The sequence below is a fragment of the Bradyrhizobium sp. Arg816 genome (assembly GCF_029989365.1).
GTDB lineage: Bacteria > Pseudomonadota > Alphaproteobacteria > Rhizobiales > Xanthobacteraceae > Bradyrhizobium.
Window position 1 is genome coordinate 30,504 of the sequence record NZ_JAPRAQ010000014.1, and the last position, 26,959, is coordinate 57,462.

At 63.2% G+C, this 26,959-nt stretch carries 32 protein-coding genes; 20 read left to right on the plus strand and 12 right to left on the minus strand.

Annotated features, from left to right (window positions below; translation table 11 throughout):
• Window positions 1-21 precede the first annotated feature (21 nt).
• From OWC48_RS28975 to OWC48_RS28985, 3 genes are read right to left on the minus strand one after another with little or no spacing between them, the layout of a single operon-like run.
• The gene (locus tag OWC48_RS28975) at window positions 22-1,116 is read right to left on the minus strand and encodes an extracellular solute-binding protein (RefSeq protein WP_282523052.1); all 1,095 of its coding nucleotides are present in this window, start codon (window positions 1,114-1,116) and stop codon (window positions 22-24) included.
• A 32-nt stretch (window positions 1,117-1,148) separates the two neighbouring features.
• Complete coding sequence (locus OWC48_RS28980; protein WP_282523053.1) at window positions 1,149-2,939, minus strand: ABC transporter permease subunit; 1,791 nt, start codon at window positions 2,937-2,939, stop codon at window positions 1,149-1,151.
• The gene (locus OWC48_RS28985; RefSeq protein ID WP_282523054.1) at window positions 2,936-4,090 is read right to left on the minus strand and encodes an ABC transporter ATP-binding protein; all 1,155 of its coding nucleotides are present in this window, start codon (window positions 4,088-4,090) and stop codon (window positions 2,936-2,938) included. The genes OWC48_RS28980 and OWC48_RS28985 overlap by 4 nt, the downstream gene beginning before the upstream one ends.
• 245 nt (window positions 4,091-4,335) lie before the next feature.
• Here OWC48_RS28985 and OWC48_RS28990 point away from each other — a divergent pair, with 245 nt between their 5' ends.
• The 12 genes from OWC48_RS28990 to OWC48_RS29045 all read left to right on the plus strand — a co-directional run bounded on the left by OWC48_RS28990 (window position 4,336) and on the right by OWC48_RS29045 (window position 15,542).
• Window positions 4,336-5,145, plus strand: coding sequence for a CoA transferase subunit A (locus OWC48_RS28990; protein ID WP_282523196.1), 810 nt, complete (start codon window positions 4,336-4,338; stop codon window positions 5,143-5,145).
• A complete protein-coding gene (locus OWC48_RS28995; RefSeq protein ID WP_282523055.1) occupies window positions 5,145-5,903 on the plus strand; it encodes a CoA transferase in 759 nt (252 codons plus the stop codon). The genes OWC48_RS28990 and OWC48_RS28995 overlap by 1 nt, the downstream gene beginning before the upstream one ends.
• Window positions 5,900-8,212, plus strand: a complete 2,313-nt coding sequence (locus OWC48_RS29000) for a molybdopterin-dependent oxidoreductase (protein WP_282523056.1) — start codon at window positions 5,900-5,902, stop codon at window positions 8,210-8,212. Before OWC48_RS28995 ends, OWC48_RS29000 begins: the two co-directional genes overlap by 4 nt.
• A 15-nt stretch (window positions 8,213-8,227) precedes the next feature.
• Window positions 8,228-8,797: a peroxidase-related enzyme gene (locus tag OWC48_RS29005; RefSeq protein ID WP_282523057.1), complete on the plus strand. Its 570-nt coding sequence runs from the start codon at window positions 8,228-8,230 to the stop codon at window positions 8,795-8,797.
• Window positions 8,798-8,923: 126 nt separating this feature from the next.
• On the plus strand, window positions 8,924-9,583 hold the full coding sequence (locus tag OWC48_RS29010; RefSeq protein ID WP_308777020.1) for a hypothetical protein: 660 nt from the start codon (window positions 8,924-8,926) through the stop codon (window positions 9,581-9,583).
• A 19-nt stretch (window positions 9,584-9,602) separates the two neighbouring features.
• Complete coding sequence (locus OWC48_RS29015) at window positions 9,603-10,295, plus strand: class II aldolase/adducin family protein (RefSeq protein ID WP_282523059.1); 693 nt, start codon at window positions 9,603-9,605, stop codon at window positions 10,293-10,295.
• Between the two features lie 32 nt (window positions 10,296-10,327).
• Window positions 10,328-11,290 (plus strand): carbohydrate kinase family protein, encoded by a 963-nt coding sequence (locus tag OWC48_RS29020; RefSeq protein WP_282523060.1) that lies wholly within the window; start codon window positions 10,328-10,330, stop codon window positions 11,288-11,290.
• A gap of 51 nt (window positions 11,291-11,341) precedes the next feature.
• Complete coding sequence (locus OWC48_RS29025; protein WP_282523061.1) at window positions 11,342-12,088, plus strand: SDR family NAD(P)-dependent oxidoreductase; 747 nt, start codon at window positions 11,342-11,344, stop codon at window positions 12,086-12,088.
• 730 nt (window positions 12,089-12,818) lie between these two features.
• Window positions 12,819-13,064 (plus strand): hypothetical protein, encoded by a 246-nt coding sequence (locus OWC48_RS29030; protein ID WP_282523062.1) that lies wholly within the window; start codon window positions 12,819-12,821, stop codon window positions 13,062-13,064.
• Between the two features lie 82 nt (window positions 13,065-13,146).
• Window positions 13,147-13,707 (plus strand): FAD-binding oxidoreductase, encoded by a 561-nt coding sequence (locus OWC48_RS29035; protein WP_282523063.1) that lies wholly within the window; start codon window positions 13,147-13,149, stop codon window positions 13,705-13,707.
• 270 nt (window positions 13,708-13,977) lie between these two features.
• Window positions 13,978-14,799: a helix-turn-helix domain-containing protein gene (locus OWC48_RS29040; protein WP_282523064.1), complete on the plus strand. Its 822-nt coding sequence runs from the start codon at window positions 13,978-13,980 to the stop codon at window positions 14,797-14,799.
• 77 nt (window positions 14,800-14,876) lie between these two features.
• Window positions 14,877-15,542, plus strand: a complete 666-nt coding sequence (locus OWC48_RS29045) for a DsbA family oxidoreductase (RefSeq protein ID WP_282523065.1) — start codon at window positions 14,877-14,879, stop codon at window positions 15,540-15,542.
• A 7-nt stretch (window positions 15,543-15,549) separates the two neighbouring features.
• Here OWC48_RS29045 and OWC48_RS29050 read toward each other — a convergent pair whose 3' ends face one another.
• A complete protein-coding gene (locus tag OWC48_RS29050) occupies window positions 15,550-16,719 on the minus strand; it encodes a GNAT family N-acetyltransferase (protein ID WP_282523066.1) in 1,170 nt (389 codons plus the stop codon).
• Window positions 16,720-16,880: 161 nt separating this feature from the next.
• On the opposite strand from OWC48_RS29050, the gene OWC48_RS29055 reads away from it, so the two are divergent.
• Entirely contained in the window at window positions 16,881-17,309 is a 429-nt protein-coding gene (locus OWC48_RS29055; protein WP_282523067.1) for a YeeE/YedE family protein, read from the plus strand.
• Window positions 17,310-17,314: 5 nt separating this feature from the next.
• On the plus strand, window positions 17,315-17,782 hold the full coding sequence (locus tag OWC48_RS29060; RefSeq protein WP_282523068.1) for a DUF6691 family protein: 468 nt from the start codon (window positions 17,315-17,317) through the stop codon (window positions 17,780-17,782).
• A gap of 59 nt (window positions 17,783-17,841) precedes the next feature.
• Here the strand turns inward: OWC48_RS29060 and OWC48_RS29065 are convergent, their stop codons facing one another.
• Together OWC48_RS29065 and OWC48_RS29070 are read right to left on the minus strand one after the other, a co-directional pair.
• Window positions 17,842-18,171 carry a hypothetical protein gene (locus OWC48_RS29065; RefSeq protein ID WP_282523069.1) on the minus strand — a complete coding sequence of 110 codons (330 nt, stop codon included), beginning with the start codon at window positions 18,169-18,171 and terminating at the stop codon, window positions 17,842-17,844.
• 114 nt (window positions 18,172-18,285) lie between these two features.
• Window positions 18,286-18,690 carry a hypothetical protein gene (locus OWC48_RS29070; RefSeq protein WP_282523070.1) on the minus strand — a complete coding sequence of 135 codons (405 nt, stop codon included), beginning with the start codon at window positions 18,688-18,690 and terminating at the stop codon, window positions 18,286-18,288.
• Between the two features lie 151 nt (window positions 18,691-18,841).
• On the opposite strand from OWC48_RS29070, the gene OWC48_RS29075 reads away from it, so the two are divergent.
• Both OWC48_RS29075 and OWC48_RS29080 read left to right on the plus strand, forming a co-directional pair.
• Window positions 18,842-19,066 (plus strand): hypothetical protein, encoded by a 225-nt coding sequence (locus OWC48_RS29075; RefSeq protein ID WP_028152662.1) that lies wholly within the window; start codon window positions 18,842-18,844, stop codon window positions 19,064-19,066.
• Window positions 19,067-21,115 (plus strand): pyrroloquinoline quinone-dependent dehydrogenase, encoded by a 2,049-nt coding sequence (locus OWC48_RS29080; protein ID WP_282523071.1) that lies wholly within the window; start codon window positions 19,067-19,069, stop codon window positions 21,113-21,115.
• Between the two features lie 46 nt (window positions 21,116-21,161).
• Here OWC48_RS29080 and OWC48_RS29085 read toward each other — a convergent pair whose 3' ends face one another.
• Window positions 21,162-21,410, minus strand: coding sequence for a PilZ domain-containing protein (locus OWC48_RS29085; protein WP_282523072.1), 249 nt, complete (start codon window positions 21,408-21,410; stop codon window positions 21,162-21,164).
• Window positions 21,411-21,589: 179 nt separating this feature from the next.
• Between OWC48_RS29085 and OWC48_RS29090 the strand changes: the two genes are divergently transcribed.
• A complete protein-coding gene (locus OWC48_RS29090; protein ID WP_014494092.1) occupies window positions 21,590-21,883 on the plus strand; it encodes an HdeA family protein in 294 nt (97 codons plus the stop codon).
• 114 nt (window positions 21,884-21,997) lie between these two features.
• Here OWC48_RS29090 and OWC48_RS29095 read toward each other — a convergent pair whose 3' ends face one another.
• Window positions 21,998-22,462, minus strand: coding sequence for a PaaI family thioesterase (locus OWC48_RS29095; protein WP_282523073.1), 465 nt, complete (start codon window positions 22,460-22,462; stop codon window positions 21,998-22,000).
• Window positions 22,463-22,824: 362 nt separating this feature from the next.
• Here OWC48_RS29095 and OWC48_RS29100 point away from each other — a divergent pair, with 362 nt between their 5' ends.
• Window positions 22,825-23,121 carry a hypothetical protein gene (locus OWC48_RS29100; protein ID WP_282523074.1) on the plus strand — a complete coding sequence of 99 codons (297 nt, stop codon included), beginning with the start codon at window positions 22,825-22,827 and terminating at the stop codon, window positions 23,119-23,121.
• Window positions 23,122-23,224: 103 nt separating this feature from the next.
• On the plus strand, window positions 23,225-23,479 hold the full coding sequence (locus OWC48_RS29105; RefSeq protein ID WP_014494095.1) for a hypothetical protein: 255 nt from the start codon (window positions 23,225-23,227) through the stop codon (window positions 23,477-23,479).
• Window positions 23,480-23,482: 3 nt separating this feature from the next.
• Here OWC48_RS29105 and OWC48_RS29110 read toward each other — a convergent pair whose 3' ends face one another.
• The gene (locus tag OWC48_RS29110) at window positions 23,483-23,722 is read right to left on the minus strand and encodes a DUF6894 family protein (protein ID WP_282523075.1); all 240 of its coding nucleotides are present in this window, start codon (window positions 23,720-23,722) and stop codon (window positions 23,483-23,485) included.
• A 404-nt stretch (window positions 23,723-24,126) separates the two neighbouring features.
• On the opposite strand from OWC48_RS29110, the gene OWC48_RS29115 reads away from it, so the two are divergent.
• Window positions 24,127-24,378, plus strand: coding sequence for a hypothetical protein (locus OWC48_RS29115; RefSeq protein ID WP_282523076.1), 252 nt, complete (start codon window positions 24,127-24,129; stop codon window positions 24,376-24,378).
• A gap of 833 nt (window positions 24,379-25,211) precedes the next feature.
• Here the strand turns inward: OWC48_RS29115 and OWC48_RS29120 are convergent.
• The 3 genes from OWC48_RS29120 to OWC48_RS29130 form a co-directional block, all read right to left on the minus strand.
• On the minus strand, window positions 25,212-25,379 hold the full coding sequence (locus OWC48_RS29120; protein ID WP_282523077.1) for a hypothetical protein: 168 nt from the start codon (window positions 25,377-25,379) through the stop codon (window positions 25,212-25,214).
• A gap of 261 nt (window positions 25,380-25,640) precedes the next feature.
• Window positions 25,641-25,832, minus strand: coding sequence for a hypothetical protein (locus tag OWC48_RS29125; protein WP_282523078.1), 192 nt, complete (start codon window positions 25,830-25,832; stop codon window positions 25,641-25,643).
• 350 nt (window positions 25,833-26,182) lie between these two features.
• Entirely contained in the window at window positions 26,183-26,419 is a 237-nt protein-coding gene (locus tag OWC48_RS29130; protein ID WP_282523079.1) for a DUF6894 family protein, read from the minus strand.
• Window positions 26,420-26,959 lie beyond the last annotated feature (540 nt).

Here is a 26,959-nt window from a genome sequence, read left to right on the forward strand (position 1 = left end):
GGCCACCTGCCAATCAGCTGCCTATTGGGCCAGCAATGCGTTGAGCTTCTCCTGCCCGTACTCTTCGTTGGTGGAGTTTCCCGCCGGCGAAGTTGCGCCCCAATAGTCCGGGCTCCACTCGATCGCTTTCGAGATGTTGTCCGGATTGTTTGCCCAGTAGCGGGCGAGCTTCTTGTCGGTCGCCGCCTCGAAGACAACCGGGGAAGGAAGGGCGACCGGGAAGGTCGAGGTGAGCTGCGCCGCGCGCTTGGCGTCAAGCCGCCAGGAAAGCAGTTTCAGCGCGTTGTCGTAGTTCGGTGCTCCCTTGGGGATCGAGAAGAAGTCATAGTAGACGAAGCCCTGATTGAAGGTCAGGTCAATCGGGGCGCCTTCCAGTGCGAGCTTGCTCATCGAGCCGGTGTAAGCCATGCACATGTCGGCCTCGCCGTCGAGCAGGAGCTGTGGCGGCTGTGCGGCCGTCGTCCACCATTTTGCAATATGGGGCTTGATCTCCTTGACCTTCTTCAGCGCCCGCTCCATGTCGATCGGGTAGAGCTTGCTTTTCTCCACTCCGTCAGCCATCAGCGCCGCTTCGAACACGAAACGAGGCCAGGCGGGCATGCAGCGCCGCCCTGGGAATTTCTTCACGTCCCAGAAGTCGGCCCAGCTTGTCGGTACATTTTCCCCCTTGTACTTATCCTTGTTGTAGACGAGGCCGACGCCGATCACTTGCAATGCGACGCCCTTCTTGCGCTTCAGGTTGTCCGGCATTGCCGCCAGCGTCTGCTTCGCCGCGTCGGAAAGCTTGGAATAGTCGATATCGGCCAGGCAGCAGTCGCCCAGGAGCTTCGTCTCCTGGTCGAAGATGAACGTCAGGTCCCATTGCGCCTTTCCGGCTTCGGCCTGAGCCTTGATGCGCGGACCGCTGCGGGCCTCCTGGACGGTCACGACCTTGATGCCGGTCTCCTTCTCGAACGGGTCGTACATGACCTTGCGCAATGCATCGCCGTATCCGCCGCCCGGATCCTGCATGATCACGACGTTGCTCTGCGCCTCGGCGAGACCCGTACCCATCGCGACGAACAGGGCCGAGGCCAGTACGGAAGCCGATAATCGTAAGCGTTTCATTCCCAGCATTTTCTCTTTCCTCCATCTGAAATTGATCTGTGTCATGCCGCTTTTCGTGACGTAGCGAGAACGGGGCGCGCAAGGACGAGCCCTGCGACCACCAGCAGCACCTCCAGCGTCGAGACCACGGCCAGCACCGGATTGAGCCGATAATTGATGTCGCCCCACAGCATGAGCGGGAGTGTCTTCAACTGCGCGCTCGACAGGAACAGCGTCAGCACCAGCTCGTCGAACGAGTGCAGGAAGGCGAAGAACGTCGCTGCAGCCAGCCCCGGCATGATGGCCGGGAGCGTCACCAGCCGGAACACCGTCAAGGACGATGCGCCGTGCACGGCGGCCGCCTGTTCAAGCCTGGTGTCGACGCCTTGAAGCGAAGCGGACAGGATGACCACGACGATGGGAAGGCCGCCGATCGCATGCGCAGCGGCGAGGCCAAAGACGGAGCCGACGAGATCGAAGCGCAGGAACAGGCTGTAGAGCGACAGGCCAAGCACGACCGGGGGAACGATGATCGGGCTCACGAGAAGCAGCATGATGGCGGATTTGCCGCGAATCGTGCTCCTGACGATACCGAGGGCCGCCGACGCGCCAAGCGTGATCGCAATACCGGCCGACATCGCCGCGACGATCAATGACGTCCAGAACGCCCGCATCCAGTTGGAATCGGAGAAGAACTGCTCATACCAGCGGAGTGAAAAGCCCGGCGGCGGGAATGTCAGATAGCTTGCGCTGCTGAAGGAAATGATCATCACCACGATGATCGGCAGAATGAGAGTGGCGATGACCAGGCCGCCCATGAGACGAATAGTCCAGGTTCCGCAACTCGCGGGCAGACGCCCGAATAGCCTCAGTAGCGGCCAACCGATCAGGTCGGCGAGCGAGGCGCCGAAACTGCGACGGCCGACATCTGCAACGTGACGGTCAGTCGCTATTGGCGCTGCCTCCGTCAGCTTGCGACCGCCCCAAATGAACTCGAAGCCGAGGAAGCGTCCGGCCACCGCGACCACTGCCAACGTAATCGTCAGCAGCACAACGCCCAATGCCTGGAGGAATCCCTCCGACGTGACCGAGTCCGCCTGTTGGGTGATATGCATGGCGAACATCTGGTCACCGGGCCCTCCAAGCAAGGTCGGTGTAATGAAGAAGCCGATCGCCGCGACAAAGACCAGCAGGAAGCCGGCGCCCATGCCGGGCAAGGTCAGCGGAAGCAACACGCGCCAGAATGCCGCAATGGGCCCGGCACCGCTCGCCAGCGCCGCGCGGGTCAGGCTTTGATCCAGGCGCGCCACGCTGGAATAGATCGTGAGCACCATGAGCGGCAGAAGCACCGCCGTCATGCCGAGAAGCACCGTGCCGCGATTGAAGAGAAGCTGCACGGGCTCGCTCAATATGCCGAGGGAAACCAGCAGCTTGTTGACCGGTCCGTTGCGTCCGAGCAGGACCATCCAGGCGTAGGTCCGGATCAGGATGGCTATGAAGTAGGGCAGCACGATCGCGGTCGCGATCATGACCTGGGTAATGCCGCGACTGCGGTGAATGAGCAGTGCGGTCGGATATCCGAACAGCAAGCACAGGCCTGCGACCGTGACCGAGATCTGCATCGTGCGGACGAGCGAATCCCAATAGAGCGGTATAGCGAACACCCGCGCAAAATACGACGACCACGACGGCCCGCTCAGGCTGATACGGATGAGATCGATCAGCGGGAGGAGATAGATGAATGCCAGAAACGCAATCGCGGGCAGGAGCAGAAACGCCGGATCCTTCAACCTTCTAACGAGATCAAGGTCCGCAAGCCGGCTCGCATGGACGCCGATCGAGGCCGAGGTCATGAAAGCACCCAGCAGTCCGCGGCGCCCCAACTCACGTGGAGACGATCTCCGACGGCTGGCAGGGGGCGATCGGCCATGTCGGTACATCGGATCAGGAGCGGTTCTCCGCCTTCCACTTGCGCCTCGATCCGCAGGATTTCACCGAGGAAGATCGCGGACGTGACGCTGACGGGCGTGGAATTCGCAGTCGGTTCGTTCGACACGGCAATGCGTTCCGGACGCACGAGCACGGTCGCGCGTCCGACATCGATCGTGTCCCGGCTTTCGGCGCTGAACACGTATCCCGCTCGGTTCTTCATCGTCAGCGTCGATCCACGCTTCTGCAGAATCTCCGCCTCGATCAGATTGCTCTCGCCGACGAACGAGGCGACGAAGCGATCGGTCGGATGTCGATAGATGTCCAGCGGACGGCCGATTTGAACGATCCTGCCGGCGTTGAGCACCGCAATGCGGTCGCTCATGGTCAGGGCTTCGCCTTGGTCATGCGTGACGAACAGGATCGTGCTGCCGATGGTCTGGTGAAGGTCACGAATCTCGATCTGGATCGACTCGCGCAATCGCCTGTCCAGAGCGCTGAGCGGTTCGTCCATCAGCACCACCTTGGGCCTCCTGACGATGGCGCGGGCGATCGCGACGCGCTGCTGCTGCCCACCCGACATCTGGGAAGGAGATTTCGTCGCGTGCTCCGTCAGCCGCATGATTTCCAGCGTTTCGGCGACACGTCGCTCCGCAGTCGCTCGATCGACGCCCGCCATGCGAAGCGGAAAAGCGACGTTCTGGCTCACCGTCATGTTCGGAAAGAGCGCGTAGCTCTGGAAGACCATGCCGAAGCCGCGTTTGTGCGTGGGCACGTTGTGAACCGGCTTTCCGTCGACGAGGATTTCGCCGCTGTCGAGGCTCTGGAATCCGGCCACGAGGTTGAGCAGCGTCGTCTTTCCGCTGCCGGACGGGCCAAGAAGCGTGATGAATTCGCCTGGCTCGACGTCGATGCTGATCCGGTCGACGGCGTGGAAGCTGCCGTATCTTTTCACCGCTTCGCGGACGGCGATGCTCGAACCGATGGCGTCACGTTCCCGGAGGCGCCCGGTCGGCGACGTCCGAACGCTGGCATCGCCGGAGCGCGTTGCGCGCAGAGCCGCGGGCTCACCCATCTCTCTCCCTCCCAAATGTTCTATATTGTAGAACGTTATTCCAATTATTGTTGGCGCGGCGCGCCGTCTTGTCAAGTCGAGTTGACCGATCGCGGCGCAATGGCGCGCCGCTACGATCGGTTGCGCAAGCGTGAACCTCTGCAAATAAAGGTCTCGCCGGCGAAGCCAGATTGACAGTGCCATCCAAATCCGCCTAACATAAATTTAGAATAGCGTTCTACAATATAGAACGCATTGGGAGGATGATGGTGTTGAGCGAGCCTCGCGTATTGGCGAAGCACATCGAGCCGGGCATGCGGGTCGCGCTGCCGGTCGACTACGCCGGCGTCTCCATGGCCATGACGCGGGCGATCATCGAGCAGGGCGCGGGCCATCTCGATCTCGTCTGCGTGCCGACCGGCGGATTGCAAGTCGACCAGCTTATCGGTGCGGGCCTGGTCCGGTCGGTGGAGACCAGCGCCGTCTCATTGGGCGAAGCGGGTGGAGCGCCCCGGTTCAACGCCGCCGTCAAGGAAGGCGCGGTTCGACTGATAGACGCGACGTGTCCTGCCATCCATGCCGGCCTGATGGCGGCGCAGAAGGGCAGTCCCTTCATGCCGCTTCGGGGGCTGATCGGAACGGATCTGCTCCGTCATCGCGACGATTGGCGCGTCATCGACAATCCGCTGGTGGACGGAGGTGATCCGATCGTGCTGATTCCGGCCATCCAGCCCGACGTCACGATCTTCCACGTGCCGGCGGCTGATCGCTTCGGCAACGTCTGGATCGGGCGGCGCCGCGAGCTTGCCGCAATGGCTTACGCCTCGCGCACCGTTCTCGTCACGGCGGAGCGAGTCGTCGAGAAGAACCTGCTCGCGGATGAGGCCAGCGCAGCCGGCGTGCTGCCGGCACTCTATGTCACGGCGGTCGCGCGCGCTCCCAAGGGGGCGTGGCCCTATGGTCTGTGGGGCGAGTATCCAGCCGACAGCGCGGAGATCGCACGCTATGCGAAAGCCGCGCGAACAGCCGACGGCTTCTCCGCCTATATGGCCCAGGCCCAGATGGAGCCCGCGTGATGGCCGATGTTCTCCCTCGCGAAGTGCTGATTTGCACGATCGCGCGGCTGCTCGACGGTGTCAGGCATGTCGCCGTGGGGGCGTCCTCTCCGATTCCCGCCGCCGGCGCGATGCTCCTGCGTGCGGTGAAGGAAGCGGGCGGTGCCATCGGCCCGCGCATCTCGATCCTCGGTTCTGTCGAGCACAATTTCTTCACCAACGGTTCGGCGGAACTGTTCGATTGCGCGGGTCAAGGCCGGATCGATGCGTTCTTCCTCGGTGGCGGCCAGATCGACGGCTTCGGCAACGTGAACCTCGTCGGCGCCGGTGATTATCCGCGTTCGAGCGTGCGCTGGCCAGGCTCGTTCGGGTCGGCTTATCTCTATTTCGTTGTGCCGCGCGTCATCCTGTTCCGGGAGGAGCATACGCCGCGCGTCTTCGTCGAGAAGGTGGACTTCATCAGTGCCCCCGGTGTCAGCGAGGACGGAGTATTCCGGAGTGGCGGCCCTATCGCGCTCCTGACCGGCAAGGGACTGTTTCGGTTCGACAAGACGCGACCGGGGTTCGAGCTGGAGAGCGTTCATCCCGGGCACGATCTTGCGGAGATCAAGGAAGCGACCGGCTTTCGGTTCGCCCATGACGCCGAGCCGCGGCAGACCGCGCTGCCGGATCGATCGACGCTGGAGCTGCTCCGCGGCCGGGTGTTCGACGAGCTCGCCGAGACCTATCCCGAATTCGCCGCCCAGATGCGGCGCGATCTTGGGACGGTTGACGCATGAGCAGGATCAAGCGGGTACCGCATTGCAGCCATTGGGGTGCGTATACGATCCTCGTCGAGGGGCAGCATATTGTCGGCGTGGAGCCGTTCGAGCACGATCCGGCGCCTTCCCCGATCATCCATTCGATCACCGAATGGGCGAATCCGGAGCGCCGCGTGCTGCGACCGATGGTCCGTTCCGGCTGGCTGGACAAGCGCGAGAAGAGCGATCGCCGGGGACGCGGGCGGGAAAAGTTCGTGCCAGTCAGCTGGGACGAGGCAACGACGCTGGTTGCGGAAGAAGTGCGCCGCGTGGCCGGCACCTTCGGCAATGCGTCGATATTCGCGGGCTCCTATGGTTGGACAAACTCGGGCCGCCTGCACCATGCCTCATCGCTTCTGAAGCGCATGCTCAACTTGGTTGGCGGCTTCACGAGACATGTCGACACATATTCCATCGCGGCAGGTCCCGTGATCTTGCGGCACACCCTGGGTAGCGATGACGCGTGCGGCGGCCGAGCCAACACGCTCGACACCATCGCGCAGCACACCGAGACGCTGGTGGTGTTCGGTGCCATGTCGCCTCGAACCGCGCAAAACGAGGCCGGAGGAATCGGCAGCCACCGGCTTGAAACCTATCTCCGACAGATGGTCGAGCGCGGCGTCAAGGTCATTCATGTCTCGCCGCTGAAGGACGATCTGCCCGACTGGGTCAACGCGGAGTGGTGGCCGATCCGCCCGAACACCGACACTGCGCTGATGCTCGGCCTTGCGGGCGAGATCGTGAAGGCAGGCCGGCACGACAGGGACTTCCTCGCGCGCTGTACCAGCGGTGCGGATCGCCTCCTTCGCTATCTCGAAGGCGAGACGGACGACGCACGCAAGGACGCTGCGTGGGCCGCGGGCATCTGCGGACTCGAGGCGGCCAAGATTGCCGCTCTTGCGGGGCGCCTGGTCGACACGCGGAGCATGCTGACCGTGAGCTGGAGCCTGCAACGGGCCCATCACGGAGAACAACCGTTCTGGGCTGCGCTCGGACTCGCATCGATCGTTGGTCAGATCGGATTGCCCGGCGGCGGGGTGGGCTACGGCTACGCTTCCCTTGGGGGCGTGGGGTCCCCGTTCAACGTCAGCAAGTCTCCGGGTGTCTCGCAGCTCACGAGGCCGATAGATAGCTTCATTCCGGTGGCCCGGATCAGCGACATGCTGCTCAATCCCGGCAGGCCATTCAGCTACGAAGGAGCGATCCGCTCCTATCCGGATACGAGGCTGGTCTATTGGGCGGGCGGCAATCCCTATCATCATCATCAGGACCTCAATCGCTTGTCCGAAGCCTGGACGAGGCCGGAAACCATCGTCGTACAGGACCCGATGTTCACCGCGACCGCTCAGCGGGCCGACATCGTGCTGCCGGCGAGCACGTCGATCGAGCGGAACGATCTTGCCGGCAACAAGCGCTCAGACTTCATCCTGGCGATGAAGCAGGCGATCGAGCCCTTGGGTGAAGCCCGTTCGGACTTCGAGATATTCAATGAGATTGCCGGGAAACTCGGGGTGGCCGATCGCTTCAACGAAGGTCGCGACGAGATGGGCTGGCTCCGGCATCTCTACGAAGGCTGCCGCCGCGATGCATCGGAGCGCTTCGGCTTCGAGATGCCGGATTTCGATGCTTTCTGGGAAGCGGGCTACGCCCGCTGCCCGGTCCAGGCCGAGCATACGTTCCTGGCCGACTTCCGCGATAAACCGGAAGAGTATGCGCTCAAGACCGAAAGCGGAAAGATCGTGCTTGGCAGCGAGACCTTGGCCAAGCTTGACTACGCCGACTGCCGCTCGCATCCCGCGTGGATCGAACCGGCCGAATGGCTTGGCAACGTTGCCGACCGGACGCAAATGCACCTCATCTCGCACCAACCGGTTGGTCGTCTTCACAGCCAGCTCGAAACGGGTGCATCGAGCCGAGCCATGAAGCGCAATGGCCGTGAACAGGCACGCGTTCATCCGGAAGACGCAGCCGCTCTCTGCGTCGAGGACGGCCAGACGATACGCATCTGGAACGGCCGGGGAGAATGCCTCGCGACCGCAGAGGTCACCGACAGGGTCCGTCAAGGCGTGCTGGTGCTCCCGACCGGTGCATGGTTCACGCCGACCGGCAATAGCGGACTGGAGATCGCCGGCAATCCGAACGTGCTCACGCTCGACATCGGAACGTCTCAATTCGGCCAGGGCTGTTCGGCGCACACCTGCCTTGTGAGGGTGGAGCCGTATGCCCGCGATCGGCGCGATGCGTTCGAAGCATATCAAGAAACGCTCGTCGCACTCGCGGCAATCTAACAGGAGCTTCAGAACATGTCTGCGCCCGCCGTCAGCCGCTTTCCTGTCCCCGACATCGCAACGCTCCCGGAGGATATTCGCTCGCGGATAGCTGCGGTCCAGGAAAAGTCCGGTTTCGTACCCAACGTTTTCCTGACGCTCGCGCATCGTCCGGACGAGTTTCGGGCGTTCTTCGCCTATCACGACGCCCTCATGGACAAGCCCGGCTTGATCACCAAGGCCGAGCGCGAGATGATCGTGGTGGCCACCAGCAGCGCCAATCAATGCCAGTACTGCGTCGTCGCGCACGGCGCCATCCTGCGCGTGCGGGCGAAGAATCCGCTGATCGCGGACCAGGTGGCCGTCAACTACCGCAAGGCGGACATCACCGCGCGGCAAAGAGCGATGCTCGATTTCGCGATGAAGGTCTCGGCACAAGCCTATGAGGTGGACGACTCCGACGTCCAGGATCTGAAGGAGCACGGTTTCACGGAGGAGGACGTCTGGGACATTGCGGCCATCGCTGCATTCTTCGGCATGTCGAACCGCCTCGCCAACGTCACCAGCATGCGTCCGAACGACGAGTTCTATGCGATGGGACGCTGAACGCTTCGGGCAAAGAATCCAATGGTGTCGCTTGTCATAGACAGTCGCTTCCGGGGCCCGCCTAATTCGGGCAACGGAGGGTATGTCTGCGGATGTCTCGCAAAGCACGTTGCCGGAGACGTCGAAGTGACCTTGCGCGCGCCATCGCCGCTGGAGCTGCCGCTCGACATCCTGACGGGAACTGACGGCGACGTCGAACTACGCGAGAACGATAGGCTGCTTGCGACAGCGCGGGTCGCGAGCATTGATGTGCCGGATGTTCCCGGGGTGAGCTACGAGGCGGCCGAAGCGGCGGTCGGCAGAACACCCTACGACGAGCAGACCCACAACCTCCCGACATGCTTTGTTTGCGGCCCTGCGCGTGCCCATGGCGATGGTCTTCGGATCTTCGCAGGTCCGCTGGAGGTGGCGACGACCTCGGGGAAGCCGGCCGTATTCGCGGCGTCCTGGGTGCCTCATCGCAATCTTTCCGGCGGAGATGGCCATGTCGCGTCCGAATTCGTCTGGGCCGCTCTCGACTGTCCGACCGGCTATTGTAGCGTGGGCGCCCGTCACCTCGGATTGAACGGTAACGAAACGGCTCTGCTCGGTCGCATGGCTGCACGGATCGATAGCCGGCCGCGTCCCGGGGATCGTTGCGTGGTGGCGGCCTGGTCGACCGGGCGGGAAGGTCGCAAGCTCTTTGCGGAGAGCGCGTTGCTGAGTTCGGATCAGGAGGTGTTGGCGGTCGCACGAACCACGTGGCTGCTGGTCGATCGGCAGGTTCAGCTCGGAGCAATGGCATGAACGTGAGTGGGAGCAGCGTATGACCAGCCGCGAAGCGGACCTCGAACTTCGTCAGTCCATCATCGACGCTTGTCGCGAGATGGCAGCGCAAGGCATCAACCAGGGAACGTCCGGAAACATCAGCGTCCGGACCGACGACGGCATCCTGCTCACGCCGTCCGGTCTTCCATACGACCGTATGAAGCCGGAGGACATCGTGGCCATGAAATGGGACGGGTCATGGACCGCGTCGGCCGGTAATGTTCCGTCAACAGAATGGCGCTTTCATCTCGACATCCTGAAATCGAAGCAGGAGGTCGGCGCTGTCGTTCACGCGCACCCGATCTTCTGCACGGTCATCGCGATCATGAATCGCGCGATCCCCGCCATTCACTACATGATCGCCGCGGCCGGCGGTAACGACATCCCGTGTGCACCCTATGCTCAATACGGCACGGCTGAGCTTTCGCAGTCGGCCCTGAACGCGCTTCGCTTTCGGCGCGCCTGCCTGCTCGCGCATCACGGACTGATCGCCGTAGGTCCCAACCTGCGCAAGGCCATGTGGCTCGCGGTGGAGGTCGAAGTGCTCGCCAAGCAGTACCACGGTTGTCTTCAACTCGGCTCTCCTCCGCTCCTGCCGGACGAGGAGATCGACAGCATCTTGAGGCGATGGGGGCAGTACGGCCTGCGCGATAGCAACGGCGCGCCCAAGAGTCCCCAGCGGTCAAGCTAGATCCCGGTCAAACCACTGTCCTGCGAGAACTCATGGCTTACACTCACGACGTCAGCGTCTGCGGTACGTACATTCTGGATATATTGGGGGTGCCGGTTACCGAAATTCCGCCCGGTGGCGGCAGGCTGCTGATCGAAGAAATTCGGCTCGCGGTCGCCGGAACCGCCGGCGGAACGGTCGTCCCCTGTGCGCGTCTCGGTCTGAAAGCGCTCGCGGTGGGCGCGGTCGGCTCCGACGAGAAGGCTGACTGGATGCTGAGCGCGATGCAACGCGAAGGCATCGATACTTCCGTGATGGAACGAATGGCCGACAGTCCGACGTCGGCCACGATCTTACCGATCCGGCCCGACGGCTCGCGTCCGGTCATGCATGCAAGGGGAGCGTCCGCCCGTTGGCGGATCGCACCCGAAACGCAAAAGGCCGCCTGTCGGAGCAGAATTCTGCATCTCGGCGGAGTTGGATCTTTACTCGCCATGGACGGAGCGCCTTCCGTCGCGTTGCTGCGGGACGCAAAGGCGGCCGGTTGCACGACGACGCTCGATCTCATCCAGGCGCGGCGTGAAACGCGTGCGCTGGTCGAGCCGCTGCTGCCCTATGTGGACTTCTTCATGCCGAGCATCGACGAGACCAATGCCATGGTCGGAACCGACGATCCCGCAGCGTGTGCGCGGTTCTTCATCGACAAGGGGGCGGGAGCCTGCGCCATCTCTCTTGGGGCCGATGGATCGTTCGTGATGACACGCGACGGACGTCAATTTACGTTGCCGGCTTTCGAGGTCGCGGTGCGCGATACGTCGGGATGCGGTGATTCCTACACCGGAGGCTTCATCGCCGGGCTGGTCCGCAACTGGGACTTGCTCGACTGTGCGAAGCTTGCGACCGCGACCGCCGCGATCGTCGCGACGGGTTTGGGTTCGGGCGCCAATCTCGTATCGTTCGAAGACACGGTCACTGCCATGAACACGCTCCCGGTCAGGAAGCCTGTTCGCGCGTAATCGTTCCACACAATCAAAAGACGTCATCCAAACAACAGGGGAGAACGCAATATGGCCCGACATGCAATCGTGACGGGAGCAAGCCGCGGAATTGGTCGCGCGATTGCCATTGGCCTTGCCAGGCGCGGCTACGATCTCGCGCTGACCGACATCGCTGCTCAGGAGAAGGTCCTTGTGGAAACTGTCGCGGAGATCAGGGAGCTTGGCGGCCGCTGCATCCCGGTGCTGGGCGACGTCAGCGATATCGGCGACTGCAGACGGGCGGTGGCCGAAGCCGCGCAAGGTCTCGGGCATATCGACGTCCTCGTCAACAATGCGGGGATACTCAGGCTGGCGACCATCGACGAACTGACGCCCGACACCTGGGACCAGACGTTCGCCGTCAACACGCGCGGCGTGTTCCAAATGACCCAGGCAGTCGTCGCGCATATGAAGGAGCGCAGGTATGGGCGAATCGTGAACATCGCTTCGCTCGCCGCCCGAACGGGCGGTCCAGGGCAGTCGCACTACGCTGCATCCAAGTCGGCCGTAGTCGGCTTTACGCGGGTTTCGTCAATGGAGTTCGGAGGCCACGGCATTACCGTCAATGCCGTATGTCCGGGCATCATCGTGACGGAGATGGGGCTCAACAATCTCCGGGATCCGGAGAGGGTCGCCTATTTCGAGAAGGTCACGGACCTGCATCGGCTGGGGCAGCCGGAAGATGTCGTAGGTCCCGTGGCGTTTTTTGCATCGGATGATTCTGCGTTTGTGACCGGCCAAGCCCTCAACGTGGACGGAGGTATCTTCTACAGCTAGAAACCAGATAGTCTCGGGAGGAGCGCACCATCTATGCGCTATAGCGACCCTTGGCGGACCATTCGCAACGCTTGCATGCGAATCGAAGCCCATTGCGGCTGAGGCCGCGTCGACCCTGGATGTCTCCGTGTAAAACCATATTCGGGCTTTGAAGCGATAATTTGAGCCGCGTGCCGACGCGGGTCGCGGAGCCGGCGGTGCGGAACCGGACGTTCTCTACAGAACTGGCGCTCGCCGAAAAGTCTTCAACCTTGTCCGGGAAATATTCCCGTTTTGCGGATAAAATTACCGGAGACGGAGGGAGAGCTGGATTTGTCGATCGTGCCGTCATCCATCTGATGTAGGGCGATCGACGGATCAAGGACACTGCCATCGTCACACCGGATGGGAGGCCGTTGTTCCGTACCGGTACGAAATGGATCGAGAACGGGGATCGGGTTGCGCTCCTAGGAGCAAACGGTACGGGCAAGACGAGGCTGATCGAGCGGTTGCGGGCGGCTGTTGCGGGGTCCGATCCGGATATCCGTGTCGCGACGAGCCTCAAGTTGGGATATTCAAATCAGGCGCTATCACAGCTCGAGATGTTCAAGACCCCGCAGGAGGCGTTCAAGAGCCTGAGCAATCTCCCGGATCACCAGGCGCGCTCCCTGCTCGCGGGCGCCGGCGTCGGCATAGACGCCCAAACTGCGCCCATACCTCGCCTTTCGGGGGGCAGCGAGCGCGGCTCGCAATGCTTCTTCTGCGCTTGCTCCAGCCAAACTTTTACCTTTTGGATGAGCCAACCAATCATCTCGATATCAACGGGCAGGACTCGCTGGAAAGCGAGTTGGTCGAGCATGGCGCGGCTTGTCTTTTGGTCAGCCATGATCGAGCGTTTGTCCGAGCCGTGGCGACGCGAATCTGGGTCATCACAGGTCAGCGACTTGTCGAGGTTGATGACCCGGTACCGGTCTTTGACAAGCTGATGTCCAGCTGATCCTGCATTGCCTGGCGCGTTGACTAGTCTGCGACCTGCTCAGGCCGAATTGAGTTAGTCGCAAGAGTACGAAGGACCACCGATGACCGACGCACTCGTGCTTGGTGCCGGCATGGCAGGCGTTTCAGCCGCTCTCATGCTGCAGAGACGCGGTTGGTCGGTCGCCCTTATCGACCGGCAAGCGCCGGGGCGGGCAACAAGTTTTGGCAACGCAGGAATCATTCAGAGCGAGGCGGTTGAGCCGTTCGCGATGCCGCGAGACTTGCGCTCGCTTTGGAAGATCATCCTGGGCAACACGAACGACGTGCACTGGCGCTTGCGGCACCTCGGGCCGCACGTTGGTCCGCTTCTGAGTTACTGGTGGCACTCCGGTGGATCGCGCTACAGACAAGCGGTGGAGGTTCATTCAGCTCTCGTCGCTCGAGCTGCAGAGGCACACGCTCCCCTCATTGCCGCTGCAGGAGCAGAGAGCCTGGTTCGTCGCGACGGATTTCGCGTCTTGCATAGAACTGAGCGCGGAATGGACCAGGAAGCAGCCGTTGCGGAGAGGTTTCGTGCCGATTACGGCGTCCCCTACCGTGTGCTTTCAGCGGCGGCACTCGCAAAGGCGGAGCCGGGCCCAGAGCAGCCGGGGTCTGCTTAGACTTGTTCACGAGCGTCATTGGCTCAACAAACATCACTAGACAGATAATTTGATTGGGTTGAGGGCTCGTCAGCGGCTTTGCTGGTCGATCACCAATCAGCCATCCGAAATTTTTTCGCCGTCAGTCGTTGACTCCGAAATGTTGGTATTTTTGTTGGTATCGCGCGTACCCGCCGCGAAAAAGCAAAGCAATTTCAGATTGTTATGTGCCAATTTCCATTACCTCGCGGGTAATGGAAGGGCTGAAATCCGCATGCTAGGTTTTTGACCATGAACGCACACGCATCCACGGCACAGGCCGAACGCAGCCAGCCCGTCCATATCGGCGACCATTTGCGCGAATGGCGGCAGCGCCGCCGCATGAGCCAGCTCGATCTGGCGGGCGAGGCCGAGATTTCCGCGCGGCATCTGAGCTTCGTCGAGACCGGTCGCGCCGCGCCCTCGCGCGACATGGTGCTCAGGCTCGCCGAACGTCTCGAGGTGCCCTTGCGCGAGCGCAACGTGCTGCTGGTCGCCGCCGGCTATGCGCCGGCGTTCCAGCAGCGCCCGTTGGAGGATCCCGCGTTGAAATCAGCCCGCCAGGCGATCGACCTCGTGCTCAAAGCGCATGAGCCCAATCCCGCGCTCGCGGTGGACCGGCACTGGAACCTGGTCTCCGCCAACCGCATGGTGGCGCCGCTGCTCGACGGCATCCCGCCGCGGCTGCTCGGCCAGCCCTTCAACGTGCTGCGGCTTGCCTTTCATCCGGAGGCGCTGGCGCCGCGCACGGTCAATCTCGCAGAATGGTGCGGGCATTTGCTGGAGCGGCTGCACCGCCAATGCGAGGCAACGGCCGATCCCGAGTTGATCAAGCTCTATAACGACCTCAAGAGCTACCCCATCCCGGCGCGCTCGGGGCCGCTGTCGAGCGACAATGTCGCGATTCCCTTCAAGCTGCGCCATGGCGGAGAGATACTAAGTTTCTTCTCCACCACCATGGTGTTCGGCACACCTGTGGACATCACGCTGTCGGAGCTGGCGCTGGAGACGTTCTTCCCGGCCGACGAGCGCACCGCCGAGCGGCTGAAGCAGATGGCAGCAGCTATGACCTAGCGCCCTTGCCTCGGAGCGGGTTCGGCTTATCTTCGGCTTATCTTGGGTCAAACCCGCATCGCCCGAAGGAGGCGCTCATGAGCACGTTGAAACCGCTCCAGATCGATGTCGTCTCCGACGTGGTGTGCCCCTGGTGCTATATCGGAAAACACCGGATCGAGAGCGCGCTCGCGCTCGTGCCCGACGTTCCCGTCAAACTTAATTTCCGTCCCTTTTTCCTCAATCCGTGGGTGCCGCGCGAGGGCATCAGCCGCGAGGACTATCTCACCACCAAGTTCGGCTCGGTCGAAGTTTATAAGGGCATTGCCGGCCGCGTCGTCGCGGCGGCCAGCGAGGAGGGCCTCGTCTACAAGCCCGAACTGGTCGCGCGCCAGCCCAACACGACCGACTGTCACCGCCTGATCCTCTGGGCCGAGGCGATCGGCAAGGCGCCCGAGATGAAGCAGCGGCTGATGGAGCTGTATTTCCGCGACGGAGGCGACCTCACTGACGTGAACGTGCTGGTGCAGGCGGCCGCCGATGTCGGCCTCGATGCCGACGACGTGCGCAAGCGCCTCGCCACCGACGAGGACGTCGCGCGCGTGTCGGCCGACGCGCAGGAGGCCGCCGAGAAGGGCATCTCCGGCGTGCCGACCTATGTGTTCGCGCAGAAATACGCTGTCTCCGGCGCGCAGGATCCGAACCTGCTCGCCCGCGCCATCCGCGAGGTCTCGGCGGAGATCAACGCGCAGGCGGCGGAGTAGCTTCCGCCTATTTGCGGAGCAGGCGCACCAGGCGTCGCGCGCCGTCGTGCGCGACGTTGAGGCCAACCAGCGCCGCGTGAATGAGCGCGACGACCGGATCGTGACGCCGCAGCGGAATCAGCACGTCGCCGATGGCAAAGCGCCCGCGCCAGATCGGGTTGATCATGGGGTGGTCGGCGCTCGCCGTGGAGTCCGCGCTGGCGATGGCCGGATCGGCGCAGAGATGGCGGGTAAGGTCGAGCGTGAGCTGCACGCCCGGCGAATATCTTGCAAAGCGTTCGTCGATACCGAGCTTGAAGAAGAAGGCGCGGTCCTGGTGGCGCAGCACGATGCCGGCTGCCACCGGCGTCGTGCCGGCGCGCAGCGTGATGACTTCGCACTGCGCGGTCTCCGCCAGCGCGGGAACCGCGCGGCGAATGAAAGTCGCATCGCCCGCATGCTGGATCAGCGCGGTGCCGCGCTTGCCTTTCCAGCCACTGGCCTCGAGTTGCAGGAATGTTTCGAGTGCCGGCCCGATCTCGTCGGGCTTGCGCGCGACCTCGAACGCGACGGGCCCGTGCTCTTCGAGGCGATGGCGCTGGCGACGCAGCTCCTTGAGCTTCTTGGCGCCGAGCGCGCCATGCAACAGCGTTTCACCATCCTGCGTCGCGTCGAGGCTGGCGCGGATGTAGGAGGAGAGGATACGCGGCCTCAGGCCGTCGCGATTGAGAACGTCTTTGAGCGAACTCATCGCCGCGCCGTCGAGCGCAACGTCGTTCAGCACGAGCGCATGCGCTCCGGCCTCGCGCGCCTGCTGCAACAGCCGCGTGGCCGCTTCGATCGGCATATCGCGGTCGATCAGCGGGCTGCACAGGGTGCCATAGGGATGCGCGCTCACCAGCGCGGGCAGGGGGATCTTTAGGGCGTGCCAGAGCGAGACCACCGGCATCAACCCGATCAGCCGCGCCGACGAGCCGTCGAAGGCGGGCAGCGCCGAGGCGTCCGTGCGGCCGCGTGCGGCCTCGCTCACGGCGAGCTCCCAGCCCGGCAGGTAATAGCCGTTCGGCTCGATCACGCGCTGCGCGAGCGCGCGCCATTGGCCGGGATCGATGGACGTCAGGGGGACGCGCGCGCGCGTTGCCGCGGCAGCCCTTGCCGATGCCGGATTGATCGCTGCCTGATGCGCGATATCGACCACGTCCCGTCGTTCCCCGTTCAGAAGGTCAGGCTTAGCGCAAAGGTTGGAAAATTCCGTTGGGACGCCGCTTCAATTCGAATGGTAATATTAACGTCTCATTGAGCATTCGGGCGACAGGCCGCGGCGTGCCATGATAGAAGCTCTCGAGCTGGAGGATCACAATGATCGCCACACCTTTCACGCCGATGGCGTCGCTCCTTGGTGGCGCGTTAATCGGACTGTCCGCCGTGCTCCTGATGTGGGCGACGGGACGGATCGCCGGTGTCAGCGGCATCGCGGCGCGGCTGTTTCCGCCTTACGAGGACCGCGAGTTCGCCGGCCGGCTCGCTTTCGTCGTCGGCCTCGTCGCCGCGCCCATCCTGGTGCGCATCGTCAGCGGAAGCCTGCCGGTGCAAACGATTGCGGCGGGAACGCCGGTGCTGGTCGTCGCCGGATTGCTCACGGGCTTCGGTGCGGTCTGGGGCAGCGGCTGCACGTCCGGCCATGGCGTCTGCGGCCTGTCGCGGCTGTCGCTGCGCTCGCTGGTCGCGACCATCTCCTTCATGTCGGCGGGCATCGCCACTGTCTTCGTGATGCGGCACTGGGAATGACGACGATGGCAATCCTCATTCAATTCGCGATCGGCCTTGTCTTCGGTATCGGGCTCATCGTCTCCGGCATGTCGAATCCGGCCAAGGTGCTGAACTTCTTGGACGTCGCCGGCATTCCCGCCGGAACGTGGGATGCGAGCCTCGCCTTCGTGATGGCAGGTGCGGTCGCGGTAACCTTCATCGGCTTCAGCCGTGTCTTGAAACTCGCGCGACCGTTTTTCGCTGACCGCTTCTACGTTCCGACGCGAAAGGACATCGATTCGAGAATTATCGTCGGACCCGCCATCTTCGGAATCGGATGGGGGCTCGCAGGCTTTTGTCCGGGCCCCGCGCTCACCGCGCTCGGATTCGGCTCGGCGTCCGCTTTCATCTTCGTCGCCGCGATGTGTGCCGGCATGGTGCTCGCCCGCTTCATCGCGCAGCTCCCGTCGTCAACGCGCTTCGCCACGCCCGCCGATCCGCTCGAAACCTGACATGGACAGGACCGGGCGAGTGGATCTCGTCCGGTCCTGTCCTGTTACAGCTTCAGTGACTACCAGCGGTCGCCGCCGACACCGACGCCAACGCTGACTCCGGGCGCCCGAATTCCGACGCCGCCGCGCGGACCATCGTCCCAGTCGCGATAGGTGCGGCGCTCGTAATAGCGATCGCGCGGCATGGTGTTATAGGAGTCGCGCACGATCACGCGCGAGCCGCCACGGGTGCGATAGCAATTGCCGGCATCGTCGCAGACCATCCGGACCTGCTGAATGAGATCCGGGCTGGTGTATTCGCTGGTCGTATAGATATCGGCGGCCTTCGCGCCGCTCGCCGCAGCGAGGGCGCCGACGCCAGCCAGCAGTGCGATCGTGAATGTCCTCATCGTGTCCTCCTCCGAAACTGCCCTCGGTGGTAACAAGAAGGGGAGGCGGTGATCGTTCCGGGTCGAATTACGGGTTTTTCCCGGAACCGGAGCGCGTGTCGGAGAGATTTGTTCCTAGATCGGCTCGTAGCTTTCCGTCCCGCAGATGTCGTCGGCTTCCGCGCGGCGGCGATCGACCACTTTTCCGCCTGAGATCGTCACGATGTAAATCTGGGTGCCGAGCGTGGAGCCGGTGGCGGAGGTGAGCTGCGCGCGGACGCAAGCGGTCCAGCCCGGTCCCCGCACCTCCCGATGGGGCGGGGCGACGTGCACCTCGCGCGGATAGGACGTGTTGAGGAAAACCACGTTGATCTGCTCGCGGACCACGCGCTTGACGTCAGGGGGCGCTTCCGGGGGCGGCTGCTCGGCTTCCTTCAGGCGCATGAACTCGGGCACCGGCGCGCGGCTGTCGGCAAAGCCGCAAGAACCGAGCGCCAGCGCGCCGGCCAGCAGCGCCGCATGAGCAACAATCCGCAACATCCGTGAAGGTCCCCCGCGGGCCAACAGATAGGCAGGAATACGATCCAGCAAAGTCCCGCCCGATCAAGATTTGCTGAAACCCCGGCCCCTCCGGCATTTGCTATTATGGGATTGCAGGCTAGTTTGTGCCCCAGACGGGGGGATTGCACCAATGAGGATATTGGTCATCGCGGCCGCAGTGCTGGCGCTAACGGCTGCGTCGGCGCAGGCGCAGGGCCGCAGCAGAGGCCAGCCGAACGAAGCGAAGTCGGACAACAAGCCCAAGGTCGACGAAAAGGCCTACAAGGCCGCGCTGGAGCGCATTCCGGAGCCCAAGGAGAAGTACGACCCGTGGAGCGGAGCCCGTCCGGCTGAACCTGCCAAGAAGCCCAAATAAATGAGGTGGGCGGTGGCGACCCGTCTGTGTCATTCGGCCGCCGTCATCGTGTTCCTCTTGTTTTCGTCGTGGCCAGGCATCGCCTGGGAGAGCTGGGGTGGCGATCCCGGCGGCTCACGCTTCTCGCCATTGCGGGAGGTCACGCCCGACAATGTCGGCAATCTGGTTCGGGCCTTCGAATTCCATACCGGCGATCTCGCGGCGCGGCCGCCCGAGGTGATGCGGCGAACCAAATTCCAGGCGACGCCATTGTTCGTCGAGGACAGCCTGATTTTCTGCTCGCCCTTCAACGAGGTGATTGCGCTCGATCCCGGCACGGGCGCGCAGAAATGGCGCTTCGATCCGAAGATCGCGACCAATCAGCGGCCCGCCAACCGCTATGTCTGCCGTGGCGTGACCCATTGGATCGACGATGAGGCGCCTGCAGATGCCGCCTGCCGGTCGCGCATCTTCATGGGCACGAACGATGTCCGCCTGATCGCGCTGGATGCAAAGACCGGGATTCCCTGCGCGGGTTTCGGCACCGGCGGTGAGGTCAGGCCCGATATCGGCATGAAGCTGGACTGGCCCGGCGAATTCCAGATCACCTCGCCGCCGGCGGTCGGCCGCGGTGTCGTCGTGGTCGGCTCCGCGATCGGCGACAACCGCCGCGTCGACGCGCCGAGCGGCGTGGTGCGGGCGTTCGATGCGCGCAGCGGCCAGCCGCGCTGGACCTTCGAGCCGCTCAAGCGCGACGGTGTCGAAGCCGGTCATGCCAATGTCTGGGCGCCGATGTCGGTCGACGCGGCCCGCGGGCTGGTTTTCCTGCCGACGTCCTCGCCGTCGCCGGACTTTTGGGGTGGCAAGCGGCCGGGCAATAACGAGCACGCCAATTCGGTGGTCGCGCTGCGCATCGAGACCGGCGAGGTCGTGTGGGCATTCCAGACCGTGCATCACGACGTCTGGGATTACGATCTGGCGTCGCAGCCGACGCTCACGCGTATCGACACCGGAGACGGCCAGCGCGATGTCGTGATTCAGCCGACCAAGCAGGGATTTGTCTTCGTGCTCGACCGCGATACCGGCAAGCCGGTGTGGCCGGTGGAAGAGCGCGTCGTGCCGCAAGGCGGCGCGGAAGGTGAACGACTGTCGCCGACGCAGCCATTCCCGACGCATGTGCCGCCGCTGACGTCGCAAAGAATCTCGACTGAGGACGCGCTCTCGCTCCTCCCTGGCCTGGGTGGCTCTGCTTGCGAAAGACAGTTCGCGGAGGCTCGTAACGAGGGGTTGTTCACCCCGCCCTCGACGCAAGGCACGGCGGAGTTTCCCTTCACCGGCGGCGGCGTCAACTGGGGTAGCGCAGCCTTCGACCCGGTCAACCAGATCCTCTACGCCAACACCGGCCGCGCCGTTCATCTCATCAAGCTGATCCCGCGTGCGGAGGCCGCTGGATTCGATCCGCCGCCCGGCCATGATTTCGGCCAGCAGAAGGGCGCGCCGTTTGCAATGTCGCGTGCGGTGGTGAAATCGCCGCTCGGGCTGCTCTGCAACAAGCCGCCTTGGGGCGAGATGGTCGCGGTCGATCTGAAGGCCGGCAAGATCCTCTGGCGTTCGACGGTCGGCACCACGGAAGACCTTGCGCCGCTCGGCGTGCCGCTGCCGTGGGGCGCGCCGCTCGTCAACGGGCTCGCGGTCACTGCAGGCGGTCTCGTCTTCACCGGTGCGATGGACGCCTATCTGCGCGCCTTCGATGCGCGAAGCGGCCGGGAGTTGTGGCAAGGCCGGCTGCCGGTGCCCGGCGTCGCCAACCCCATGACCTATCTCTGGAAGGGCGAGCAGTATGTCGCGATCGGCGCCGGCGGTCACTCCGAGGTCGGCACCTCGATCGGCGACAGCGTCGTTGCGTTTCGCCTGGCGCGGCCGGGTGAAGGGCCGTCGCTGTGGTCGCGCACCATCGATCGTCCGGGCGGACGATTTTGGGTGTCGTCGTCAGCAATTGTGCTCGCGATCATCGTGCTGATCATCGCGAGCCTGCGCTGGCGTCGTCGACGTCGTATAAAGCAAGCATGATGCTGCGTTGTGGATGCGATGCGAACGGTTGTTCACATCGCGCACGCTATCGTACGAAAGCGAGGCCGATGCGCCTATCATTGCGCCATACGGTGCGGCAATTCCTTACGAAATTGTCGCGCGCGATCGAGAGCGTGAATGATTGCGGCAATATGACGGGGGAATCGAGGTCGATCGCCGCGCCGTCTTCCGACATGTTTCGCACCGTGCAGGCGATGCCGCTGCTTTCAAAGGTGATCGTTCCACCCTTGAAAACACGGTAACGCTGCGCTGCTCGTTTCTCGATCATCGGCATTAATCCATAACGATGATTGTGAAGTAGTGCATAGAAATTACGTTGAAATAAACTCAATACTGGCGCTACTTGCACAGCGCTTCAGACTTCGTTTACGACGTTGGAGCGGTGAGTCACTTCCCGCCGACTTTCCTCACAAGCCCTTCCTTTATGGCGTTACGCGCCGATGGAGAATATTGATGAAGACCACGCTTTCGCTTCTGTTCGCCGCAGCGCTCTCGCTGTCGTCGATGCCCGCCCACGCCGTCAAGTGGGACCTCTCGACCATGACCTGCAAGCAGTTCCTCGAGAGCGGCGAAGACAACATCGCGGTCGTGCTGACCTGGATGGACGGCTGGTACAAGGGCGACGAGGACAACGCGATCATCGACACCGAGGTGTTCATCGAGAACGCCAAGAAGTTCGGTGCCTATTGCGGAAAGAATCCGACCGTCAGCGTCGTCACCGCGGCTGACGAAATTCTCGGCAAGTAATTTTCGAAGCGGACCGAAGCGCGGATGTATCGCGCTTCGGTCTGTTGCTTCGACACGATCGTGATGAAGAGCCGCGGTGCGCCTTGCGCTCACGCGGCTCTCGTCTTTTTTTGCTCAGCCCGGCAGCATCGCGAACGCGCTCGACACCATCGCCACCTGTTTGTTGTCGGTGGCCGAGAGCAGCGTGACGCGGCCAAAGCTCATGGTGCGTCCGAGCCGCACCACGCGGGCATCAGCCAGCACGTCCGACGAGGAGACCGCACGCATGAAATGCGTGGTCTGGTCGACCGTCGTCATCGGACGATAGCCGCGATTCGCGGCGAGGTTCGCGATCACCATCGCGGTATCGGCGAGCGCCATCAGCGCCTGGCCGCACACCACGCCGCCGTTGCGGCACAACCGCTCCGAGAATGGCATGCGCAGCAGCGCGCCCGGCTGCCAATCCGGCACGTCCGGCGGCGCGAGGTGCTCGATGCGTTCGACGGCGAGGTTGAGATCCTGGACCCAGGGCGCAAAAACCTCGCCGAGTATGCGTCTGGCCTCAGCGATGCCGAACTCGGCTTCTGGCTGCGATGGCATTGCTGTCGGTCCCCCTGTGTTGCCGGATATTTCGGCCATTCTGCGCGCATCGGCGCGGCAAAGTCACCCGGTCTTCCGTCGGCTCTGTTGGCTTGAAAATGCCTGACTTGGCCCGATATGATACCGGGCTTGGGAATGGGTGGGCGATGTTGCGTCGGTGTGTCCTCGTGTTTGGGTTGATAGCGCTAGGTCTCGCGCTGGACGGGTGCACCAGATGCGGCCCGATTTGGGACGACTGGCTGCAGGCGCCGAAATCGTGCAGATCGGACCGGCTCTAGCGCGCCATTCGGCCCGAGCGGGCCGTTGACAAGGACGACAAGGCGCGGTTGACCCGCCCTTCAGGAATGATCGAGGAGTCAATGATGAAGCTTTTCCCTGTGGCGGCGGTGCTGCTGGCCGTGCTGGCGGGACCGGCCTACGCGCAAATGCCCAATCTCAATTTGCTGCAGGAAGGCCCGGGCAAGACCCCGGAGGAAAAGGCCGCGGAGGCCGAGCGTGACAAGGCCTACAAGGAAACGCTGAAGAAGATTCCGGACTCCAAGGCGTCCAACGATCCCTGGGGCGGCATGCGTTCCGACCCGCCGAAGCAGGCGGCTGCGCCGAAGGCGTCGGCCGCAACCAGCGCGCCCAAGAAGAAGTCCGGCACGACCGCCAATTGACCTTCGGCCCGATCGGAGGCGGTTGATGCCTCCGGCCGGGACTCCTCTTCGGCCGGCCTGCTTCCTACATCTTCGAGAGCGTATTGCGTTGAGGAGGAACGGCATGGCTGATCGTCCGCGGGATCTCGCCGAGCGGATGGCGCGCCGGCGCAAGATGGGCGGCAAGCCGGGCGAGCGCGGCGGCGATGGCTTCTTGCGTGAGACTTTCACTCTGCCGCGCCCGGCGGCGCGGGCGAGGGCGGAGGCATTCTTCGCCCGCTACCCCAAGGCCGGCTATATGAGCGCGGTCGAGACCTGGCGCGAACTGCCGGGCGGCGAGATCGAATTCACCATGCGGCGGCTGCCCAGCGCCGACTAGGCGTCAAGTCTCCTCGAAGGATTCGGCGACGATGCGGATCCGGAACACGGGCTCCTTGGCCTCGTCCAACAGCTCCATGTGCCATTCGGAATTTTCGTTGAGCTTGCGCGCGAGGCCGGCGGCCATGTCGGCGCAGATGCTGGTCATCATCTTCCAGGCGGCATCGCGATCGGCAAATTCCGTCGCCTGGTCCGCGCAGCCGGAATAGCGGCCGTTCCGAATTCGAAAAAAGTAGCGCGGCATGACTGGCACCGGTCACATGATGGTCCCGCCTCCCGGGCCATGGGCGCGCGCAGTGCAGTCCCAAACCAGGGACAGATCAATTCCGGGCCGCTACGGACCACACCTCGCGGGCGCGCGTGGCTGCTGAACCCGGCTGGTTCATTCATGCGGTCTTGCGCCCGATCGCCTTCAAACGAAATTGGGCTCCGAAAACCGTGCACGGAATTCGGGCAAGGCATGGCAATTCACCCGGTCTTGCCGTGCAACCGTCCACGCAGAGGAACTCTGTTCATGGTCGGAGAACCACGGAACAGCCGGACGAATGCGAGCACAGGTGTGGTCGATACATTTCCACTTTTGCGTGTCATGTATCTATGCTCTGCTTGTGAATGACGGTTCGAGCGCGATGTCACGAAGGGGAAGGTGTGAGCTGGCTGAGACATCTTGTGCTGCGCTGGGGTGCACGGAATTTCTCGCTGACCTGTCCCCATTGCCAGCATCCCGCGTCCTCATCGAGCTTCAGGCGCGCGCGCTTCATGCTCGGTGACGAGACGCTCGTCTGCGAAGAGTGCGGCGAGACCAGCGTCGTCACGTTCTGGCGTTTCGAAGGACTATCGAGCCGGCCCGATTGCACTGACGCGCTGCGGCGCGCGCGGCTGTCCGATTCGCGGCATTGATCCAACGCCGGCCAACTTTCCCGCTGCTCGGTGAAGTGGCCGGCACGCATGAAAAAACCCGCTTGGGGAGAGCCAAGCGGGTGAAAGGTTATTGGAGGCTGAGGTGCTGGGCTGCAACACCGTAGCCAGACGACCCTAGCCGGTTGAGCTTACGACAGCCTGACAGGGCCGGCCGATCGGCATTCAACCTGCCGCGCGTCTGCGCCCGCAAACAGAAAACCCCGCTCGGGGCGGAGCGGGGTCCTCGACTGTGTATGGAGGCCCGGTGTTGGTCCACCGGGCGCAGCCAGACTAGGAGACCAGGCTTACGGGTGCCTGACGGCGGCTCCGGAATCCGCGTCGCGAGGCCGCAGACTGGCCTCGCACACGTCCCAATTTGGCCACCCGATCGCACCACTGGAGCCACACCCCTCGGCGAGATTCCGCATCGTCGGCGCCGCCATGGGGGAAACGTGGTGCGCCGGCAGCGGGGTGGCATCATGGATAACGTAGAGCGGTCATTCGCCGCCGCGACGGCGGCTGGCTTCGTCGTGCTGGTGATCGGCCTCGTGCTGCTGGCGCTGCTGTAAGGCGTACCGGCGGACGGCAGCCAAGGCCGGACCGGGCTAAAGCAGGCGCTTCGATCCTGGGTGGGCACCCAGGACGCCGCCGCGCCCTTTCAAAATATGGAAAACAACCCCATGCACAGTAGGGGGTGGCGCGATTTCGTTGTGCGATCAATGGCTTAGTTGAGGCATTTGGTTGCCATTTGCTGCGCGTAACGGCGCGCAGGGGCGGCTACCGCCCATCGCGGCGCCAGCCTTGGTCAGATCATCAGGAGCCCGTCGGCAGGCTCAGTGGAGCTTGATCTCACCCAGGGGGAGGCGGAGTTCGGCGGCGCGCTCTTCGCGGTCCTTCTTGCGAAACTCGTTTTCCTTCCGCTCGAACTTCACCATCTCCTCGTGCGCCGCCTCCAGGAGGAGCGTGCGCCGGACAGCATTGGGGTGCGTGTCTTCCGTCATGTTCCAGATCCCCATGGTTGCGATCACATCCCGAAGAAAGCCGGACACCGCAGAAAGGTTCGATGCCGCAGGATTGCGGAATTATGACGGCGCGCGGCGGCTGCGTCTTTGATGCGCGTCATCTTCAATCGAAGGGTGACGAATGCGGAGGATCGGCAAAAATCAAAAAGGCCGCCAACCGAGGCGGCCTCTCATCATCTTTGAATCCCCAGCCCGGTAGCGGCAAGGGTTCTCACGGCAGGGCTTCTAACGACAGGGCTTCTAACGACAGGGCTTGCCAATCATCTGGGCGTGCCGGCTATGGCAGCCGTCGTGCAACTGAGACTTCCTCGTCACCTTTGCGCCGACCTTCGGGGCGCCCGATGCCGTCGCGGCACCTGATATCTGGGCTTGCGCCGGCACCGAGCCGGCGAGGACAGAGAGCGCCAGAACGATCTTGAGGATTGCCTTCATCATGCCTCCTGAGGTTGTCCGAACGGTACGAAAAGTAGCGCTACCAATGTGAGCGTTACACAACGTAGCGTTACATTCAAGTTCGTTCCGAGGCATGTCGACGAACCGTTGCCCTCGACGCGGACCGAGACAGGGCAAAGTGGAGGGAGCAAAGTGGAGGGGGCAAAGTGAAGCGGATCGCTTATCCCAGGTGGGGTTGGGCGAGCGCTCCGGGGAATGGACCGATCAGGCGGGACCCTTCAAAGCGCGCCCGGGACTAAATCGATGCATGGTGAGACGGGGAGGCCGCCCAACTGAGGCGGCCTTGCTCCGTCGCGACGTGCACGCCCAATGTGGCGAGCTGTGGCGGCCTATTGCTTCGTCGTCGGCGGCTCGAAGATGAGGGCGGCTTGGAACACCCGCCCGGCGTCGGTGCGGACTTCGATGGCAACGTCCGTTCGATCCTCGTGTGCCGCCAGGTCGCGCGCGAGGCCGCTCAATGTCTGCGTCGCCTCGATCTCTGCTTCGCGCTGGGTTCGAAACTCCAATCCCTCTTCGTCGGCGTAGAGGCCGGTGTCGTCTCGGATATCGAAAAAGTACCGGACCATGGCGCCGCCTCTCAGTGAGAGTACAGGCGCCAACCCCGCCTCGAGAGGACGGTTCCTAATTAGTTCGGTGGCTGCAATGCGGGTGCTGTCCCAAGAGGCAATAGGCGACCCCGAGGCTTGGTCGGCTCCCGTCGGCCGATGTCGATCGGCTTTGCGTCCAGCTACAGCTGTGGCGGCGTGACCCTTGCTTCGTCTCTCGTAAGGGCGGCCAGCCTATCCAATTGGCTAGCTACGCCAGTTAGGCTCCGGGCGATGTTCTTCAACAGGAAAGCCCTCTCCACCGAAACGCCGGAGGCTTGAGAGAGGGCCTTGTAATGATTTGCGAGTTCTTCGCATTTAGCAGCGTCGATCATAATTGAGCCCATCTATGAAACGGGTCAACAGCTCATCCCTAATACGGTTCCCACGCGGGCGCTGACGACCCTTGGCGTTGCAATACCTCGTATCTTACCACAGGTATTCGCGGTCAAGTTGTGTTCTGCGCCACAAATCAAGCGACAGGCCGGGAAACAGTCTCGTACCTAAAGACGGCCCCGGCCG